Source organism: Achromobacter sp. Root170 (assembly GCF_001428165.1).
Classification (GTDB): Bacteria; Pseudomonadota; Gammaproteobacteria; order Burkholderiales; family Burkholderiaceae_B; genus Achromobacter; species Achromobacter mucicolens.
In genome coordinates this window covers 369,841-386,235 of sequence record NZ_LMHN01000012.1, presented here as the reverse complement: position 1 = coordinate 386,235, position 16,395 = coordinate 369,841, and the positions used below count along the sequence as shown (strand labels likewise).

Sequence of the window (16,395 nt, the reverse complement as noted above, 5' to 3'; positions counted from 1 at the left end):
TGTTTGCCTGGCGGCCGCAGTATCGCAAAATGTCGGCAAAAGCAGGACAGGTCAGCCGATAATGTTGGGCTCTGGCCTGAATGGTTACGTCGGGAGGTGTGGCAGAGTGGTCGATTGCACCGGTCTTGAAAACCGGCAACGGGCAACCGTTCGTGAGTTCGAATCTCACCGCCTCCGCCAAAAGCATTTGTTGTAGCGGATGTTCCATGTGCAACACCTAGCCGCTGAATGCTGCGTTTCATAAGGCCTTGATCAGCAACTGCTGAGCACTCTGAGCCAACACATGCGCCGGGCTGCTCGACCGCTAGCTCCGCGAGCGAGCGAATCGCTGCGTTTTTTAGCGCTGCCACGGGCGTGGCGACGCATTAGCGGCAGCATTGCTCAACATTCCGTCCTTCTGAAAATCTGACTATCCCCATGCCTACAGCGCCTGCGTGCCCTCTGTGCCAGACAACTTCCGCGTTTGAATTGGCCTATCACAAGGCAGGAATTCCCATCTACCGGTGCCGGGGATGCGGCGCAGGCAAGGCGGAACCCGAGCAGTTCGATGCCGCCACCTATTACGATTCCTCGTACTTCAATGGAGGACGCGAGGACGGGTATTCCAATTATGTCCAGGCTGGCGACGTGCTGCGTACACAGTTCAAGCAGGACATCGCGCTGCTGAAAAGGCTGGGCGCGGGCAGCGGGCGCCTGATCGAGCTGGGCTGCGCTTATGGCTATTTTCTAGACGTGGCCAAGGCATCCTCCTACGAGGTAGGCGGCGTCGAACTGTGTGAAGAGGCTGTCGAAAGCTGCAATGCCCGAGGGCACGACAAGGTTTACCACGGAGAAGTATCCAGAGAGGCGCTGTCCCGCTTCTCTGACGCGGACGTCGTGGTCCTGCTGGACGTCATTGAACACTTGCCTGATCCAGTGGCTTCGCTTGAGGCGGCATCCGGCACGTTGAAGCCGGGAGGATTGCTGCTCATGACGACCGGAGATTTCTCCTCGGCGGTCGCGAAAGCCACCGGCAGCAACTGGCGTCTCATGACGCCTCCCCAACACTTGTGGTTTTTCACGCCAAAATCCTTGAAGTCGCTGTGCGATCGCCTGGGACTGGACTTGGTCCACATGGATCACCCCTGGAAAAAGGTGCCGATTGGTTTGATCGTGTACCAACTGCTCCGGTATGTTTCGGTGCGACCCACGCTGCCGACGTGGACGCACCGCATGGGTCTGCCCGTGAATCTGTTTGACGCGATGCGCCTGGTGTTCCGAAAACGGGAGGCAGCGTGAAGGCAGTCCACATCCTGCTCGGGTCTTCGGCGCAGCGCCAAGTGCCGACCGAACACCAAGGACCGTTTTCGCGCCTCTCGTCGCTGGCATCGGATTGGACATTCCTGCTCGGCGCGGCCAGCTATGGCGTCGTGCTGGTTTTCTGGGTTTGCCTGCTGGCGTTTATCCCGCTTTCCCGCCGCTATCCCTTTACGATCATCAGTCTGGCCGTTATCGGAGTCGGGCTGATCATCTTGGGCACGGAGTGAGTCATGGCGACAAATTGCCAAGACAACGTATGGGTCGTGATTGCTGCATTCAACGAAGGCAGCGTCATCGCCAACACCATCGCGGGCGTGCTCCCGTATGTCGGGAACGTGGTCGTTTGCGATGACTGCTCGGCCGACGCGACCGCCCAAGCTGCCCTGGCCGCAGGCGCTCACGTCCTCTCGCATCCCATCAACCTCGGTCAGGGCGCCGCGCTGCAGACCGGGATCGAATATGCCCTGCGTCAGCAAGCCGATTACATCGTGACGTTTGACGCCGATGGCCAGCACGACGCCCGCGAAATCCTGCCCATGCTTGCCGCACTCAAGGCGAGCGGCGTCGATGCCGTTCTGGGCAGCCGGTTCTTGGGCACCAAAACCAATGTCCCGTTTTCCCGCAAGCTAGTGCTGACCAGCGCCCTGCTGTACACGCGCATCACTGCGCGAATTCGCCTGACCGATGTGCACAACGGTTTTCGCGCCCTGACCCGCAAATTCTGCGAAGAGTTCAAGTTCAAACAGAACCGGATGGCGCACGCATCAGAAATTCTCGAACATATCGCGTCCCATAAAGTGCGCTATATCGAGCACCCAGTGACGATCGCCTATACGGAATATTCCATCAGAAAGGGGCAGCGCAGCTCAAATGCCATCCGCATTCTGATGGAATTGCTGATGGGGAGAGTTTCCAAATGATTTTCAGCATCTTGCTCACCGCGGTATTTTTGTTCATGGCGGTTTACAGCTTTGCATTCATTCGGCCGACCTGGATCTGCATGTTGCTGTGTCTGTCTTATCTGGTGGGGATCTACTTCGTCTGGAATCCTGAGATCACCTCGGAGATCGCTCATTTCTTCGGCATCGGCCGGGGCCTGGACTTTTTCATCATTCTGCTCCTGGTAGCGATCATCAACGCGCTGATTCTTCTCGCACGCCACCTCAATTCCCAGCATCGCGCCATTACCAGTCTTGCACGCTATGTCGCGCTGCAAAACGCACGCGTTGGCCGCAAAACGTTGGACTGAACAACCGTCATGGCTACCAAGCAGTCAGCTTGGCAGCACGTCACCGCGGGTCATTGGCTGGCGGTGCTTGTGTCTGCAACGCTCATTTACCTGTCGTTGAACCTGGGGGCGTTGCAACCGGAATATCGCGTCTGGATATCGCCCTCCGCATCGCCGGAAGGCAGCGTCACCGTAGCGCTCTACGGCAACGACTTCGATTCCTATCTGTCGCGCGGAATTCTGACCGTGCCCGCAAACGGTTGGCAAATCACCCGAGGCTCGGACTCGACGGTCATGACGGCGCAGGCGCCCGCCGCCCCCATTGAAGTCGTGGCGCGGAACAACCCGGTCATTCTGACGTTTGTGCATCACGCCAACGGCGGTTCGGCCACGGTGAACAACGGCGCCGGCGACCGGCGCTTGATCGCCCTGCGCGCAGACAGGGAAACCTTGTCCACGTTAGTCATTGGCGGCGCCCTCTCTTCCGTTGCAGCCAGCAGCGAGGCCCCCCGCTTCGGCGTGACGATCCGGATCTTCGCCGCCGCGGCAATTCTGATCCTGCTGACGGCAATCACCTGGCAGATGACGCGGCCTGCCATCGCCGATGAAATGCCGCGGCCCAGCCCGCGACGGCTTGAAGTCGCATTCTGTGCACTGCCTTTTCTGATCACGTCGGGCGCAACCCTGATTGCCTTCCTGCCCGGCAACGTCAGCTACGACGGCTCGATCCAGTGGGTTCAGGCGGCCGGCCGCGGTGAATTGTTCGAGCCCCTGGGCTACCCCACCACGTATCTCATGCGCGCGTTCGCATGGATGAGCAGCTCTCCGTTGCCGTTGATTGCCATCCAGGCGGTTTTCGCAGCGTTTGGCATGGCGCTGGTTCTGCGCGAATTGCGCCACCGTGGATTGTCATTGCCTGCCAGTCTGGCGGTGGCCACGGCCCTCGCCATCACGCCGCAGTACTTCTCGTTCTTCACCAATCTGGGCAAGGACCCGCTCTGCGTGACGGGCATCCTGTTTTTTTCCTGGGCGGTGCTGAATCTGTTTCGCCAGACGAAGAAGCAGTTGCCGCCGTGGGGCGTTTTGGCCGCGGCTGTCGCCTCGGGATTGTTTGCGGGTCTGATGCGCAATAACGTCATGCCCGTCATTCTGGTGGCCCTGGCCGTCGCCCTGGCCTGGTTGTTCTGGCGCAGCCGCGCCTACCGTCTGCTCGCGGCCGGCGCGGTATTTCTCGTCGTCGCACTGGTTGTTCCCAAGGCACTCGCGGCGCTGGCGGCACAGGAGGTGGAGCAATACCAGCGGCCGGTCGAGCGGGTACGCATTCTGCCCAACGCCGACCTGCCGCTCGGCGTTTTCACCAACCTTTACCTCTATCATTTGTTCAGCGCCGCCATGGCCAACAACGTCGCCGTTTCGGACGACGAGGCGAAGCCCTTTTTCGCCATCATTCCGCGGGAGAAATGGAAGAATTACTCCTGCTACATGACAGACACGACCATGGCCAGTCTTGGCCAGAACATTCGCTTCACGCAAAGTGAATACAACGCGCACCTGCAGGCACATCAGCCGGCCATGGCGCGAACCGTGCTGCGCATCGTTCGGGACAACCCAAAACTTCTCTTTGACCGGCAAGCCTGCATAACCCGGGTGTTGTGGCAGATCGGCGTCGGAGACCGTCCCTTCCAAGCGACCGCGATGTTGGGATACGACGTCGTCGACAAGCGCTTCCTGCCACTTGCCGGAGAAAGTCGCACGCCTTGGCCCTCGCTGCGCCAGAACATCCAAGATTACGTGCAGTGGACAGAGAATCCCGGCTGGTTCTGGTTCTTCTGGAAGCCGGCGCTGCCGCTGGCCTTCGGCCTCTTTATCGTCGGGCTGTATCTCGCGCGTACCCGAGACGTAGGCGTGATGATGGTTGCCCTACTGCCCGTGCTGACCATTGTGCAATTGCTGCTGGTGATCCCGTTCCCGGCCTACCGATACGCCTACCCGGCGGTGTTGGTGCTGATGCTGCTGAGCGGGCTGGTTTTTTGCCGTCCACTCCCGCCATCCGGGCACACTAACTTTCTGAAGTAAGGAAGCACTGCCGCGTTATGCAGCCCAGGAGCGCTCTTTCACGGCGAAATGCGCCGCTTTGGATATGGCTGGCCAGCTTGCTGGCAGCAGTCGCAATGTTCCTATCCCTGGATCTGGCCTACGAACGTCCGGTCTATCGGCTTCAAGTCGCTCCCGCCACTGGCTACAGCGGATCGCTCAAGGTTGTTTTCTACGGCCTGCGGATTGATGCGCTCCGCAAGGACGACGCCATATCGGTTCCCGAGCAGGGATGGACGGAAACGCGCGCCCTAGACTCCGTCACATTCAGCGCCGAGGCGGGTGCGCCGCCCCTAGTGATAAGAACCGCGGATGAGCCCATCCTCTTTGGGTTGCTTCGCTATGCTCAGCCCAGCGCCGCCATCTTGAGCGATAGCGCGGGATACCGGAATCAGATCGAGCTGCAGAGCGCCACTGAATCTATCGTCCCCATCGAGGTCGGCGGCGTCAATTCCTTGGTGCCCTCCACCGCCACGCGAGCCGTTTTCGGCTTGCCTGCCCGCATCGGCATATTTGCGCTGATCTTGCTGGTTACTTCCGCCGTCGCCTTCCGTTTGATGACGGCTTCAGGAGTAGGATCCGCGGCCAAGCCGAAACGCCGAGAAACGCTGTGGCTGGCCCTTCCGCTTGCTCTGTCTACAGCCGCCACGCAGGTCAGCTTCTATCCAGCCAACGTGGGGTATGACGCTGCGCTCCAATGGGTACAGGCCGCCTTGGGCGGCGATCTTTCCGAGCCGCTTGGCTACGCCGCGACATACCTGATGCGGCTATTCACGTGGATAGACACATCACCCGCGTTGCTGGTGGCCGTGCAGGGCGTGTCTGCCGCGCTCGCGGTTGCGCTGGTTCTGCGTGAACTGCGCTTTCGCGGCGTCCCCCTCTGGTGCGCCGCTGCAGCGGCACTTATCCTGGCATTCACGCCGCAATACCCGCTCTTTTTCACCAATCTTGGCAAGGATGCCATCAGCGCAGTAGGCCTCCTCTTTTTCAGCTGGGCGCTCATGGCCGCCTTTCGCACGCAACGCGGCGCGCGCGTGCCGGCGTTCTTGTTGACCTCGATCGTCTGTTCGGCGCTGATGGCGAGTCTCATGCGCGGCAATGTCATGCCCGCCATCATGCTCGCGATGCTATTCGTCGTGATCTTGCTGTACCGCCGGCACACCGCGAACGGCGCAGTCGTGGCCGGCGTGGTCTTCGTGGCGCTGGCCATTGCAATACCCAACGCCCTGTCCATGCTGGCAAAGGCGGAGCGCCGAGCCTTCCTTGCTCAAAGCGGTGTTGAAGAAATACAAGATAGACCGCCGCGCCTGTTCGCCAACCTGTACATCTACCATCTATTTGCCGCGTCGGTCGCCAGTGGCGTTTCCATTGATGCAGAGGATTCCGCCCTTTTCTATCGATTGGCCCCTCGCGAAGCCTGGGCAGATTTCGATTGCTACATGACGGATACGACACAAACTTCGGTTTCGCAGAACATCCAGCTGGACAGGGAGGCGTATCTGGCGTTCCTATGGAATCACCAGCTTGATTTGGCCAAGGCTGTCGGCAGGATCCTGTTGGCACACCCAAAGATCCTGCTGGACAGGCAAATATGCATCACAAAAATGATCTGGCATACCGGCGTGGGCCAATTGCCATTTCAGACGACCGCCGCTTTGGGTTTCGATGATCAGGAAAGCAGATTTCTGCCCCTCGCCGGCCCGCATCGAAGTCTGATCCCCTCGCTGACCGAGGCCATCGAGCAATATAAGAGTCAGACGGAGATGGCAAGTTGGTTCTGGCTATTCTGGAAACCCGCCCTTCCGTTGCTTGCGGGATTTTTCATCGTGTTCATGTTTGTCGCGCGGACGCGAGACCCCGGAGTGCTGATGGCAGCCGTTGTGCCCGTTGCATCGATTCTCCTGCTGCTGATGGTGATACCGTTCCCCGCTTACCGCTACACGTATCCCGCAGTGTTGATGATGCTGTTGCTCAGCACGCTGGCGTTCGCCCGGCCGCAAGATGGATCCGCCGGCGCGTGACCTCTCGCCAATCCGGGATGTCACGACTTCCGAGCAGTAGTAGGATGGGACCTGCCGGTGCGCCTTTCTTGCTACACCTTTCCTTCAAGAAGGCGTCGCGCCTCATCCCCTGGAGGTTGCCATGTACAAGCACATACTCATCCCCATCGACGGATCCAGCCTGGCCAATTCCGGCCTGGAGCAAGCGCTTGCGCTTGCCCGCGAGTTGGGCGCCAGCGTCACGGTCCTGACCGTGTACAGCCCTTTCCAGATGCCTTCCATGGAAACCGTGCAGCTCGAAGGCATGCGCGGCGTCTACGAAAACCAGGCGCGCGAACTGGCCAGTTCCTACTTGTCCGAAGCCGCCGGCAAGGCAAGCACCACGGGGGTGGCCTGCGTCACGGAAATGCGCGAAAGCGAGTCGCCGTACCAGGTGATCGTGGACGTGGCCATGACGCGCAATTGCGACCTGATCGCCATGTCCTCGCACGGCCGCGGCGGCGTGGCCGCGCTGCTGCTGGGCAGCCAGACCCAGAAGGTGCTGGCGCACAGCACGCTTCCGGTGCTGGTGTATCGCTGAGCTACGCCGCCGCGTAGGTCTTGGGAATGCCAGCGGCGGCCACGCCGCTGCGCAGTCTTTCCTGCGGCAGTGAATCGGCCAGGAGCGGGCGCGCCGCCAGCAGGCGGGACAGGTCGACGCCGGTTCGAAAGCCCATGCTTTCCAGCATGAACACCAGATCTTCCGTGACGATGTTGCCCGACGCCCCCGGCGCGAACGGGCATCCCCCCAGTCCGCCCAGGCAGGAATCGAAGGCGCGGATGCCTTCGTCCAGCCCCGCCAGCGCGTTGGCCAGACCCAACCCCATCGTGTCGTGCAGATGCAGCTTGGTCAGCCGTGCCCCGACCGCGTCCTGCGCGGCCCGCACCGCCTCGCGCACCCGCCCGGGATGGGCATAGCCCACGGTATCGGCCAGGGCGATTTCGTCGGCGCCGGCCCGCGCCACGGCTTGCGCCACGTCCGCCACGCGCCGCACCGGCACCTCTCCTTCCATCGAACAACCGAACGCCGTGGCAACGGCCGCGTCGATGCGCATGGGCCGCGCCTGTGCGCGAACCCAGTCGACGATGGCGGCCAGCATGTCGACCTGCGCGTCGGTGCCCTTGCCGACGTTGGCGCGGCTATGCGTGTCGCTGACCGACACCGGAAACGCCAGCACATGCGCGCCCGCCTCATACGCCGCGATCGCGCCCTTCAGGTTGCAGGCCAGCGCACATACTGTCAGCCCATCGATCTTCAGGACCTCGGGCAGGATGTCGCCGGTGTCCGCCATCTGCGGCACGAGGCGTGGCGACACGAAGCTGCCCACCTCGATCTCTCGCAGGCCGGCGTCGGCCAACTGCCGGATCCAGCGCAACTTGTCGGCGCCCGCCATCATGCCGTTGGCCATCTGCAGTCCGTCGCGCGGCCCGACCTCGCAAAGCCTGACTTCCTGGTTCATATGCGTTCCCGTGATGCTATTGCTGAATGACGATGCCGGCGCTCTTGATGGTTTGCCGCGCCTTGCCGATGTCCGACTGGATCAGCGCCGCAAACTGCGCGCTGGACACCGGATCGGTCTCCAGTCCCTGTGCCGCCAGCGCGTCCTTCACGTCCTGCCGGGCAAGCAGCTTGTTGAAGTCGGTGTTCAAGCGCGCCACGATGGCGTCCGGCGTCTTGGCCGGGGCAAGCACGCCGTAGTAGGTCACCACGCTGAAATCCTTGTAGCCCAGCTCGGCCACGGTCGGCACGTCGGGCAAGGCGGGATTGCGCTTGGGCGAAGTCACCGCCAGCGCGCGCACCTTGCCGGACTTGATCAGCGTGGCCGCCGAGGAAATCGACGAACCCGCGAACTGCAAATGGCCGCCCATCAGGTCGGCTAACGCCGGGGCGGACCCTTTGTAGGGCACGTGCTGCATCTTGAAGCCGGCTTCGTGCTGCAGCATCTCCATGGCGATGTGCACGCCGCCGCCCGTGCCCGACGTGCCATACGAGATCTTGTTGGGTTCCTTCCTGGCCGCCTCGATCACCTCGGGCAGCGTCTTGTAGGGCGATCCCTCGGCCACCAGCAGCACCATCGGCGTGGTGGCCACCAGCGCCACGGGCGTCAGGTCCTTGACGGGGTCGTAGGCCACTTTCATCAGCAGCGGAATCAGCGTGACGTTGTCGGACTGGCCGATCACCAGGTCGTAGCCCTGCGCGGGCGACCGCGCGGCCTCCGCCAGGCCCAGCGCGGTGCCAGCACCAGGTTTGTTCTCGGGCACCACCGCCCAGCCGTTCAGCTCGTGCAGCTTGGTGCTCATCAGGCGGCCGATGTAGTCGGTGCCGCCGCCTGGCGTGGACGGGATGATGATGCGGATGGGCTTGCTGGGATAGTCCTGCGCGTTTGCAGCACATGCCACGGCCAATGCGGCCAGCGCAACGAGTTTGCGGATCATGGTTGTCTCCTCTTTGATGGATGTCTTGGCGGTCTGGCGCCGCCTCGACAGGGATCGGGCGCTACTGCCCGTCGTTCATGCAATCACTCCCGAAGCGCGCAACGCGTCGATGCGCGCGGCATCCAGCCCCAGACCCTGCAGGATCGCGTGAGTCTGCGCGCCCTGCGTGGGCGGATCGAACCGCTTGCCCGCCTTGCGGCCGTCGAACTCGATGGGCAGCGCGGCGGCCGAGATTTCGCCGCCGTCCGGCAGCCGCGTTTTCAAGAGCGCCCCGCCAGCGTTCAAGTGCGCATCGTCGAGCAGGTCGTGCGGCTGGCGGATCGGGCCATACGACAGGTTGGCCTCTTCCAGCGCGGCGCACAGGTCGTCGGTCTTCCAGGCCTTCAGGACCTCGCCCACGCCCGGCACCAGCCACGACCGCGCGGCTTCGCGATCGACGGCGGTCGCCAGGCGCGGGTCCGCGGCCCACTCGGGCGGCAGGAATTTCTGCGCGAAGTTGCGCCATTGCGCATCGCCCACCACCGCGACGAACACGCGGCCATCCGCCGTCTCGAAGACGTCGTACACGCCCCATGGCGGCTTGCGCTCCGCGCCCATGGGTTTGGGCGCCGTTCCCGTCAGCTGGAACTGCGCGATGAACTGCGCAACGAGTAGAAGATTGTTTTCAAAGAGCCCGGACCGGACATGGCGTCCGCGGCCCGTCGCGTGGCGGTCGTGCAGCGCGGCAAGCGCGCCCACCACCCCGAACGTGCCGCCCAGGATGTCGTTGACCGACGCCGCCACCCGCTGCGGCGTGTCCGCGCCGCCGTTGATGTAGGCCAGCCCGCCCATCATCTGCACCACCTCGTCCAGCGCCGTGCGGTGCTTGTAGGGACCGGACAGAAAGCCCTTGAGCGACACATAGATCAGCCCCGGGTTCTCGGCCGACAGCGATTCATAATCCAGTCCGTACTGCGCCAGGCTGCCATCGCGGAAGTTCTCCACGATCATGTCGGTCTGAAGCGCCAGCTTGCGCACGACCTCCTGCCCCTCCGGCGACTTCAAGTCGATCGCCAGGCTCTGCTTGTTGCGGTTGAAGACGGGAAAGTAGCCACTGCCGGATCCCTTCAGGCGGCGCGTGCGGTCGCCATCGATGGGTTCCACCTTGATGACGTCGGCGCCCAGGTCCGCCAGCGACAGGCCGGCGGCCGGCCCCATGATCATGTGGGACAGTTCCAGGACCTTGATGCCGCGCAGGGGCAGTTCGGTGCTGTCCATGAAGGGTGAAGCCGGTGCTGCTGTCATCTCGGGTTCCTCTTGCCAGCCTGTTCGATGGAAGCGCGGCGGCGGTCAGGGACACTCGCCCGCCGCCGCCCGCCTGCCTGCATGATCGCGGGCGGGCGGCCAGGGCGGGTAGCGGTCTTTCAGCACGGGGGCATTCTCGTTTGGGAACGTCCGGGTTACCCCTGATACGCCCGTCAGCTGCCCAGCACGCCCAGATGCGCCAGCAGCGCACGGGCGGCCGGCGACAAGGCGTCCGGATCCCGCACCGCGACGCACAGCGGCGTGCTGGACCAGGGCCCCTCCAGCGGAATGAAGCGGATGTCCAGGTGCGCCAACCGCGCCTTCAGGTAATGCGGCACCACGGCCACGCCCATGCCGCGCGCCACCAGCAGGCAGATGGTCTCGTGCGAACTGACCCGCGCGCTGATGCGGCGCGACACGCCCGCGTCGCGCGCGGCCTGGTCGAACACGCTGCTGATGCCGTTGTCCCGGTTCAGCTCGATCAATTCGAACGGCAGCAATTGCGCGTACCCCAGCGTCTCGCGATCGGCCAGCAGGTGCCGGCCGGGCACCACCGCCGCCAGTTCGCAATGGCCAAAGGGAAATACCTGCAGACCGTCATGGCCGAAGTCCGATCCCGCCGCCACGTCCGCCTGCCCTTCCAGCACGGCACGAAAGGCGGTCTGCGTGGTGTCCTCTTCCAACGAGATGTCGATCTGCGGGTTCGCGCGGCGAAAAGACTGGATCTGCGCCGGCAGGTCACCCGACAGGGCCGCGAAACTGACCGCGAGCCGGATATGCCCGCGCACCCCGGTCGCGAATCCCGCCATGTCGCGGTGCATGCGGTCCATGTCTTCCAGCACGCGGCGCACATGCGCGGCCAGCGCATCGCCCGCCGGCGTCGGCTGCACGCCCTTCACGCCGCGCTCGAGCAGCGGCACGCCAAACGCGTCCTCCATCTCCGACATGCGCTTGCTGACTGCGGACGGCACGATGTTTTCACGGGCGGCGGCGCGCGCCAGGCTGCCCTCTTCCAAAGCGGCCAGGAACAGGCGCAGGGAAACGGGGTCGATGTCGCGGGATGGCGGGGCGGGCGGACTGGGTTTCATGGCGCAAAGTGTCGTCCGGAGTCCGGGCCCGCAGGGATCGGGGTTTACCCGCGCGCGGCCGCGGCAACAATTCGCCGCCGCGCGCGCGGCCATGCGGTCTAGATGGTATAGTCTCGCCCGCTGCCGGCCCCAAGCGGACCGCGCATCGCCCGAGTGGTGAAATTGGTAGACACAAGGGACTTGAACAAATTTGAGCCCTTTGGAGGAAACTCCAAAGGTGTAGCCCGTCAAACTCGGTGAAGGCCCTGGACCCCGTCCGCGCTAATGCCGAGCCAAGCCCCGGTGGCCAACCGGGGAAGGTGTAGAGAGCAGACGGCGGGCACCTAAGGCCGGCGAGGCTATGGTGAAGGCGTGCTCCAGACCACGAACAGCAAGCCTGTGCTGGCGGCGAAAGCCGAAGTGGTAAGAAAATCCCTCGGCCTCGCGGCCGTACCGGTTCGATTCCGGTCTCGGGCACCACCCCTCGCATCACCCCCGCACTGGACAAACCGCGCACCGGCGCGGCAAGCTAGGACTTCGAGACGCGCTCCCAGCGCGCCGCCCGATAGTCCGGGGAGCCGTCCATGTGTTCGCACTATCAGACGTTGAAAGACGCCGAACTGCTGCTGCAAAAGTTCGGCGTGCGCCGCAAACCCGCCGCCATCGGCAAGTACGACATGTGGCCTCGTTATGAAGGGCTGTTCGTGCGCCGCCCGCCCGAACACGACGCGGGCGACGATGCCGTCCCGGAACGCGAGGCGGTCACCGGCCGCTGGGGCTTGATCAGCGCCATGACCCGCACGGGCGGCCTGGACCGCGCCAGCAAGCTGTCCACCTTCAACGCCCGCGCCGAGACGGCCGCCGCGTCCTATACCTTCGGCAACGCCTGGCGCCGCGCGCAACGCTGCATCATCCCCGCCGACGCGATCTTCGAACCCGACTGGACCTCCGGCAAGGCCGTGGCCACCCGCTTCACCCGCGCCGACGGCAAGCCCATGGGCATCGCAGGACTGTGGGACAGGTATCGCGATGCGGCGGGGCAATGGCACGAGACCTACACCATGCTCACCATCAACGCCGACCTCGATCCCCTGTTCAGCCGCTACCACCAACCCGGCACGGAAAAGCGCATGGTGGTGATCCTGCCTGAGGGCGCATACGGCGAATGGCTGACCGCCGCAGCGGAGCGAAGCCGCGAAATGCTGGTCCCGTTTCCGGCGGAACAGCTGACGGCCACGCCGCTGGGTTGAGCGCCAACTCAGCGCTTGAGCGATGCGGACCTTCCGTTGGCCTCCCGGGCATTCACGACGGCAACGGCCTTCCCCTTGCGCGGCAGGTCCGCCAACAGGGTCCGAGGCAGCGCGAATCCCTCGAAGAGCGCGTGTGTGAATGGATTGTGGGACTTTTCAGCAGATACCCGGTAACGCATCGCACCATCGCTGGCGCTGAAGCTCAGGTCCACGCTGGTCGCGTTGGCGCTGTCCAGCCGGGCCTGGCTCAACAGACGGAACAACGACCAAGGCCCCCGATACGCAAGCGTGCTGCTGGTGCCGTTGCTGCGCACCAATGTGACGCGGCTTTCCGTGTTGGCGCCCAAGCTGTTGGGCCAGATCAGCACGACGCTGTTGGCCGCCCCATGGCTGTAGGAGATCAACTGGCCCTCCACGCTCAGAACGCTGCTTCGCCGCGTTGCCGCCAGTCCCAAGGGCTCCACGCTGAACTGAACGCTCAACGCCCCCCGGCTATTGAAAAACGCATCCTGGATCCGGTTTGCGGCTTCCAGCTGTTCAAGGACGTCCATGCGCACCAGATAGCCTCCGTGCCGCTCGGAATGCAACGCCTCGAGGTTGTCTTCCAGAAACAGCTTCAGGTATTGCTCCTTGAATTGGGCCAGCCGTCCTTGCGGCCCAAACATGGCGGTGAAATCCTCGAGCGACGCGTCGGTCCGGCCCGCCGGATTGAACGGATAGCGGTTGGCCAAACGTTCGTCGTAAAAGCGATAGACCTCGGTATTCCAGCGCCGTTCCAGCTCTTTGAGCGCCTCGATCACGAGAACCTGCGACGATTCATCCGCCAGCTTTTTCACCTGCCGGTTGAGCGGCTCCGGCATACCCGCGGCAATGCGCTGAAGGTTGCCGATGGGATCCTCGCCCTTCAGCGTGAATCGCTCCAGCACCACGCTGAGGGCCGCCTTGCCCGGGTCCGGGCTGTCCTGCACGCTCTTCACAACGTCATGGACCCGAGCCACGGCAGCGATGCTCTCGTCCAGATACGAAGGTTTAAGTTCCGTTGCGCGCAGCACATCGGTCAATGGACGGAAGGGACGCGCGATGGCGGCAATCTGCTGGTCCTTGGCCACGCGGGCGGGAGTTGCCCCCTCGGCATCCGGCTTGTCCTGCGGTATGCGCGCATCCAAAGGATGCAGGCTGGTGTTGTCGCGTACCGTCTCCACCAGCCGCCGCAAGGGGGCTGCAGGGCTGATGACGCTGCCCAGCACGCTCACCGCCTGGGCAATGTCGTCAAAGTCAGCCACTTCCAGACGATTCAAGCTGCGCTGCCACGTGTCGATGTAGTCGCGGTTGTAGATCGCGCGAACCCGGATGGCGAGCGCCTGTTTGTCGGCTTCGGAATACTCGATGCGCGCGCGCTCGCCCAACGTCCATTGATCGATGAGCGCCAGGTCGGTGAAGTCCTCGCTGCGCGGCTCAAAGTACCTCTGGTAACCGCGCGCGGTAAGCAGGGCGGCGATTCGCGTATCCGGACCAGCGGCGTTGCCGGCGTCCGCGGTCCGGTAAACGATGTCGAAAGCGGGACCGACCTCATTGCGCAGGTCCAGCGGCGATTGCAAGGCCTTGCCGGCCTGCTCACGCATGCTCATGTATACGCGCTGAGGCATGGGGACCTGCCGCAGCCGGGCCTGGATCTGCGCCACGCGGTCGCGATGCGCCGGCAGATCGGTGCGGGCGTACTTCATGGCATAGGCCAGATGGCGCATCAGCCCGTTCTGCACATCCCCGTCGCCCGGAAACGCCGCCTGCCATCGTGTGCTCATCCAATCCTGCACGACGGGCGCGCGGCGATTGTCGATATCCTCGATCATCCGGTAAACGCGCAGCGCCGCCAACTGCTCGTCGCTGCCGGCCGGCGCCGCATTGACGGCTTGCATTACCCCCCCGGCCAGTTCGGGCAGAAACCGCCGCGACAGCAGCTGCAGGTACGCTTCATCGACCTTCGGGCCGATCTTGCGGCCTTGGTAGAGCCCGAGGTCCGACACCACCGGCCATGCTTCGCGATAGTCGCCAAACACCGAAACCGCGCTACGGATCTGGTCCAGCGGCGCCAGCAAGTTTCGGCCCGTCGGATCAGCGCTGCCATCAATCTGGAAAGCACTGAAGTCCCGGCTGCGCTCCAGCACCCGCGTCGCAAGATCGCGATTGATGTCGTAGTAGCGATACCAGCCACCGATCAACACAAGGCTGCCCAGCGCCGCCACGGCGAATCCCAACCGCAAAACGCGACGCTTGGCGGCCAGCACCTTCAGGTTGTCGCCAGCCAGACCTGCTTCGGGATAGATGATGCGCTGGAAGACCCGCTGCGCAAAATAGACCACGGAGTGGCCGGCCGGTTGGGTGTCCGCCAGCGGTTCTGCCAGTCCATATGATTGCGACGCAGCATTGATGAAGGCGTTGCAGAGCAATCCTTGCTGATAGACGGAAGAAAAGTACACACCACGCGGCAGCGCCGGCGTCGTGTAGCGATCGCTGCCCAGCACCTCTGCCAGAAAGCCCAGCAGCACGGGGCGCATGCCGGCCAGTTGGCCGACAAGTGAAAACAGCGCTTCCCGGGTTTCCAATGCGTTGGCATCCGCCAGCGCGTCGAACACGCGTTCGTTCAACCGGGCGATGAAGCCGTCATAGCGGCTAGCCAGTTCCTCGAGCCATGCGTCGTACTGCTTCACGGAATCAAGCGTGAACGTGAACCCGAAGATCTCTTCGCGCACCGCGCGCGGCAGGCGTGAGAAAAACGGCTCGAATCCAGCCAACAGATCGAACTTGCTCAACACCACATACAGCGGCGGGCGCGTACCCAGGTGCCGGCTCAGTTCGCTCAGGCGCGTTCGCAAAAGGATCGCCAGCGCCTTGCGGTCGCTCGCCTTCTGGTTCAGCAATGTCACCAGATCGACCATCAGCACCACGCCATTGAGCGGCCGCCGGCTGCGGTTGCGGCCAAGCCAGTCGATAAGGCCTTCCCACAGGCGCCCGTGCAGGCCGGCGGGCCAGTGCTTGCCAGGCTTGGCGGCACCGTCGGCGCGGGCGTCCTGGCCCAATTCCCCGTTTGCAGGGGCCTCCTCGTCTGCCGTTTCGATCTGGCTGATCAGCTCCCCAGGCGGGTCGATCAACACTGCCTCGCCGCCCATCCACCAATCGATGCCATAGGCCAGGTCCGGATCTGCCGGCGCGCGCACGCTGCCCGACTTGATCTCCCCCGTCAGCGAAAATCGCTGACCCGACCGGTTGATGAAGCTGGTCTTGCCCGAGTTCTGTTGTCCCAGAACCAGATACCAGGGCAGCGCGTACAGGGCATTGCGGCCGTCCAGATTGGCCCGCAAGGCAGCAAGACTCGCGTCGAGCGCACGCTCCTGCGCCTGGACGAACCGCAATGCCGGGTCCTCCTGGCGTTGCCCCGCCTGCTCGCGTTCGGTCTCCAGCCGACGGTTGCGTCGGCGCAACGCGGCCAGCCAAACGATCAGCGGCAACATCAGGACCGCGAGCATGGCCAGCAGTCTGGCCGGCGCCTCGTCCAGCGGACGGCGGCCGTTCCAGCTTAGTGAGGGGCCAAGCCACCAGATTCCGATCAACACGAACAGCACGCCCAACAGCACCAGCACCGGCATCGCACTCTTGAACTGGCGCAGCACCGGCCCGCCAAATCGCTTGAAATACGCCCA

Annotated in this window: 13 protein-coding genes and 1 tRNA gene; 9 read left to right on the top strand and 5 right to left on the bottom strand. The window is 63.6% G+C overall.

Features of this window, described 5'->3' with window-relative positions:
• Positions 1–92 precede the first annotated feature (92 nt).
• The 8 genes from ASD87_RS11975 (at position 93) to ASD87_RS11940 (ending at position 7,201) form a co-directional block, all read left to right on the top strand.
• Positions 93–180: transfer RNA gene (locus ASD87_RS11975), tRNA-Ser, on the top strand.
• A 288-nt stretch (positions 181–468) separates the two neighbouring features.
• Positions 469–1,278 carry a class I SAM-dependent methyltransferase gene (locus ASD87_RS11970; protein WP_056321519.1) on the top strand — a complete coding sequence of 270 codons (810 nt, stop codon included), beginning with the start codon at positions 469–471 and terminating at the stop codon, positions 1,276–1,278.
• Positions 1,275–1,526 carry a hypothetical protein gene (locus ASD87_RS11965; protein ID WP_056321516.1) on the top strand — a complete coding sequence of 84 codons (252 nt, stop codon included), beginning with the start codon at positions 1,275–1,277 and terminating at the stop codon, positions 1,524–1,526. The genes ASD87_RS11970 and ASD87_RS11965 overlap by 4 nt, the downstream gene beginning before the upstream one ends.
• Before the next feature lie 3 nt (positions 1,527–1,529).
• Positions 1,530–2,219, top strand: a complete 690-nt coding sequence (locus tag ASD87_RS11960; protein ID WP_056321515.1) for a glycosyltransferase family 2 protein — start codon at positions 1,530–1,532, stop codon at positions 2,217–2,219.
• Positions 2,216–2,548, top strand: coding sequence for a DUF2304 domain-containing protein (locus ASD87_RS11955; protein WP_056321511.1), 333 nt, complete (start codon positions 2,216–2,218; stop codon positions 2,546–2,548). Before ASD87_RS11960 ends, ASD87_RS11955 begins: the two co-directional genes overlap by 4 nt.
• 9 nt (positions 2,549–2,557) lie before the next feature.
• Complete coding sequence (locus ASD87_RS11950; RefSeq protein ID WP_056321508.1) at positions 2,558–4,603, top strand: hypothetical protein; 2,046 nt, start codon at positions 2,558–2,560, stop codon at positions 4,601–4,603.
• 95 nt (positions 4,604–4,698) lie between these two features.
• Positions 4,699–6,642: a hypothetical protein gene (locus tag ASD87_RS11945; protein ID WP_056321506.1), complete on the top strand. Its 1,944-nt coding sequence runs from the start codon at positions 4,699–4,701 to the stop codon at positions 6,640–6,642.
• A gap of 121 nt (positions 6,643–6,763) precedes the next feature.
• Positions 6,764–7,201, top strand: a complete 438-nt coding sequence (locus tag ASD87_RS11940; RefSeq protein ID WP_056321504.1) for a universal stress protein — start codon at positions 6,764–6,766, stop codon at positions 7,199–7,201.
• Position 7,202: 1 nt separating this feature from the next.
• On the opposite strand, the gene ASD87_RS11935 is transcribed toward ASD87_RS11940, so the two are convergent.
• The 4 genes from ASD87_RS11935 to ASD87_RS11920 form a co-directional block, all read right to left on the bottom strand.
• On the bottom strand, positions 7,203–8,120 hold the full coding sequence (locus ASD87_RS11935; RefSeq protein ID WP_056321501.1) for a hydroxymethylglutaryl-CoA lyase: 918 nt from the start codon (positions 8,118–8,120) through the stop codon (positions 7,203–7,205).
• 16 nt (positions 8,121–8,136) lie between these two features.
• Positions 8,137–9,096 (bottom strand): tripartite tricarboxylate transporter substrate binding protein, encoded by a 960-nt coding sequence (locus tag ASD87_RS11930; RefSeq protein WP_056321498.1) that lies wholly within the window; start codon positions 9,094–9,096, stop codon positions 8,137–8,139.
• A gap of 75 nt (positions 9,097–9,171) precedes the next feature.
• Positions 9,172–10,380 (bottom strand): CaiB/BaiF CoA-transferase family protein, encoded by a 1,209-nt coding sequence (locus ASD87_RS11925; protein ID WP_056321496.1) that lies wholly within the window; start codon positions 10,378–10,380, stop codon positions 9,172–9,174.
• Positions 10,381–10,553: 173 nt separating this feature from the next.
• Positions 10,554–11,468 carry a LysR family transcriptional regulator gene (locus ASD87_RS11920; RefSeq protein WP_056321494.1) on the bottom strand — a complete coding sequence of 305 codons (915 nt, stop codon included), beginning with the start codon at positions 11,466–11,468 and terminating at the stop codon, positions 10,554–10,556.
• Positions 11,469–12,031: 563 nt separating this feature from the next.
• On the opposite strand from ASD87_RS11920, the gene ASD87_RS11915 reads away from it, so the two are divergent.
• Positions 12,032–12,697 (top strand): SOS response-associated peptidase, encoded by a 666-nt coding sequence (locus tag ASD87_RS11915; RefSeq protein WP_056321492.1) that lies wholly within the window; start codon positions 12,032–12,034, stop codon positions 12,695–12,697.
• 8 nt (positions 12,698–12,705) lie between these two features.
• Here the strand turns inward: ASD87_RS11915 and tssM are convergent, their stop codons facing one another.
• The gene (gene tssM, locus ASD87_RS11910; RefSeq protein ID WP_200952187.1) at positions 12,706–16,365 is read right to left on the bottom strand and encodes a type VI secretion system membrane subunit TssM; all 3,660 of its coding nucleotides are present in this window, start codon (positions 16,363–16,365) and stop codon (positions 12,706–12,708) included.
• Between the last annotated feature and the right edge of the window lie 30 nt (positions 16,366–16,395).

Bases quoted from the DNA above. Each gene is read 5' to 3' on its own strand.
- ASD87_RS11950 (WP_056321508.1), top strand. From the start codon at position 2,558: ATGGCTACCAAGCAGTCAGCTTGGCAGCACGTCACCGCGGGTCATTGG.
- ASD87_RS11945 (WP_056321506.1), top strand. From the start codon at position 4,699: ATGTTCCTATCCCTGGATCTGGCCTACGAACGTCCGGTCTATCGGCTT.
- ASD87_RS11915 (WP_056321492.1), top strand. From the start codon at position 12,032: ATGTGTTCGCACTATCAGACGTTGAAAGACGCCGAACTGCTGCTGCAA.
- ASD87_RS11925 (WP_056321496.1), bottom strand. From the start codon at position 10,380: ATGACAGCAGCACCGGCTTCACCCTTCATGGACAGCACCGAACTGCCC.
- ASD87_RS11940 (WP_056321504.1), top strand. From the start codon at position 6,764: ATGTACAAGCACATACTCATCCCCATCGACGGATCCAGCCTGGCCAAT.
- ASD87_RS11935 (WP_056321501.1), bottom strand. From the start codon at position 8,120: ATGAACCAGGAAGTCAGGCTTTGCGAGGTCGGGCCGCGCGACGGACTG.
- ASD87_RS11920 (WP_056321494.1), bottom strand. From the start codon at position 11,468: ATGAAACCCAGTCCGCCCGCCCCGCCATCCCGCGACATCGACCCCGTT.
- ASD87_RS11960 (WP_056321515.1), top strand. From the start codon at position 1,530: ATGGCGACAAATTGCCAAGACAACGTATGGGTCGTGATTGCTGCATTC.
- ASD87_RS11930 (WP_056321498.1), bottom strand. From the start codon at position 9,096: ATGATCCGCAAACTCGTTGCGCTGGCCGCATTGGCCGTGGCATGTGCT.
- ASD87_RS11955 (WP_056321511.1), top strand. From the start codon at position 2,216: ATGATTTTCAGCATCTTGCTCACCGCGGTATTTTTGTTCATGGCGGTT.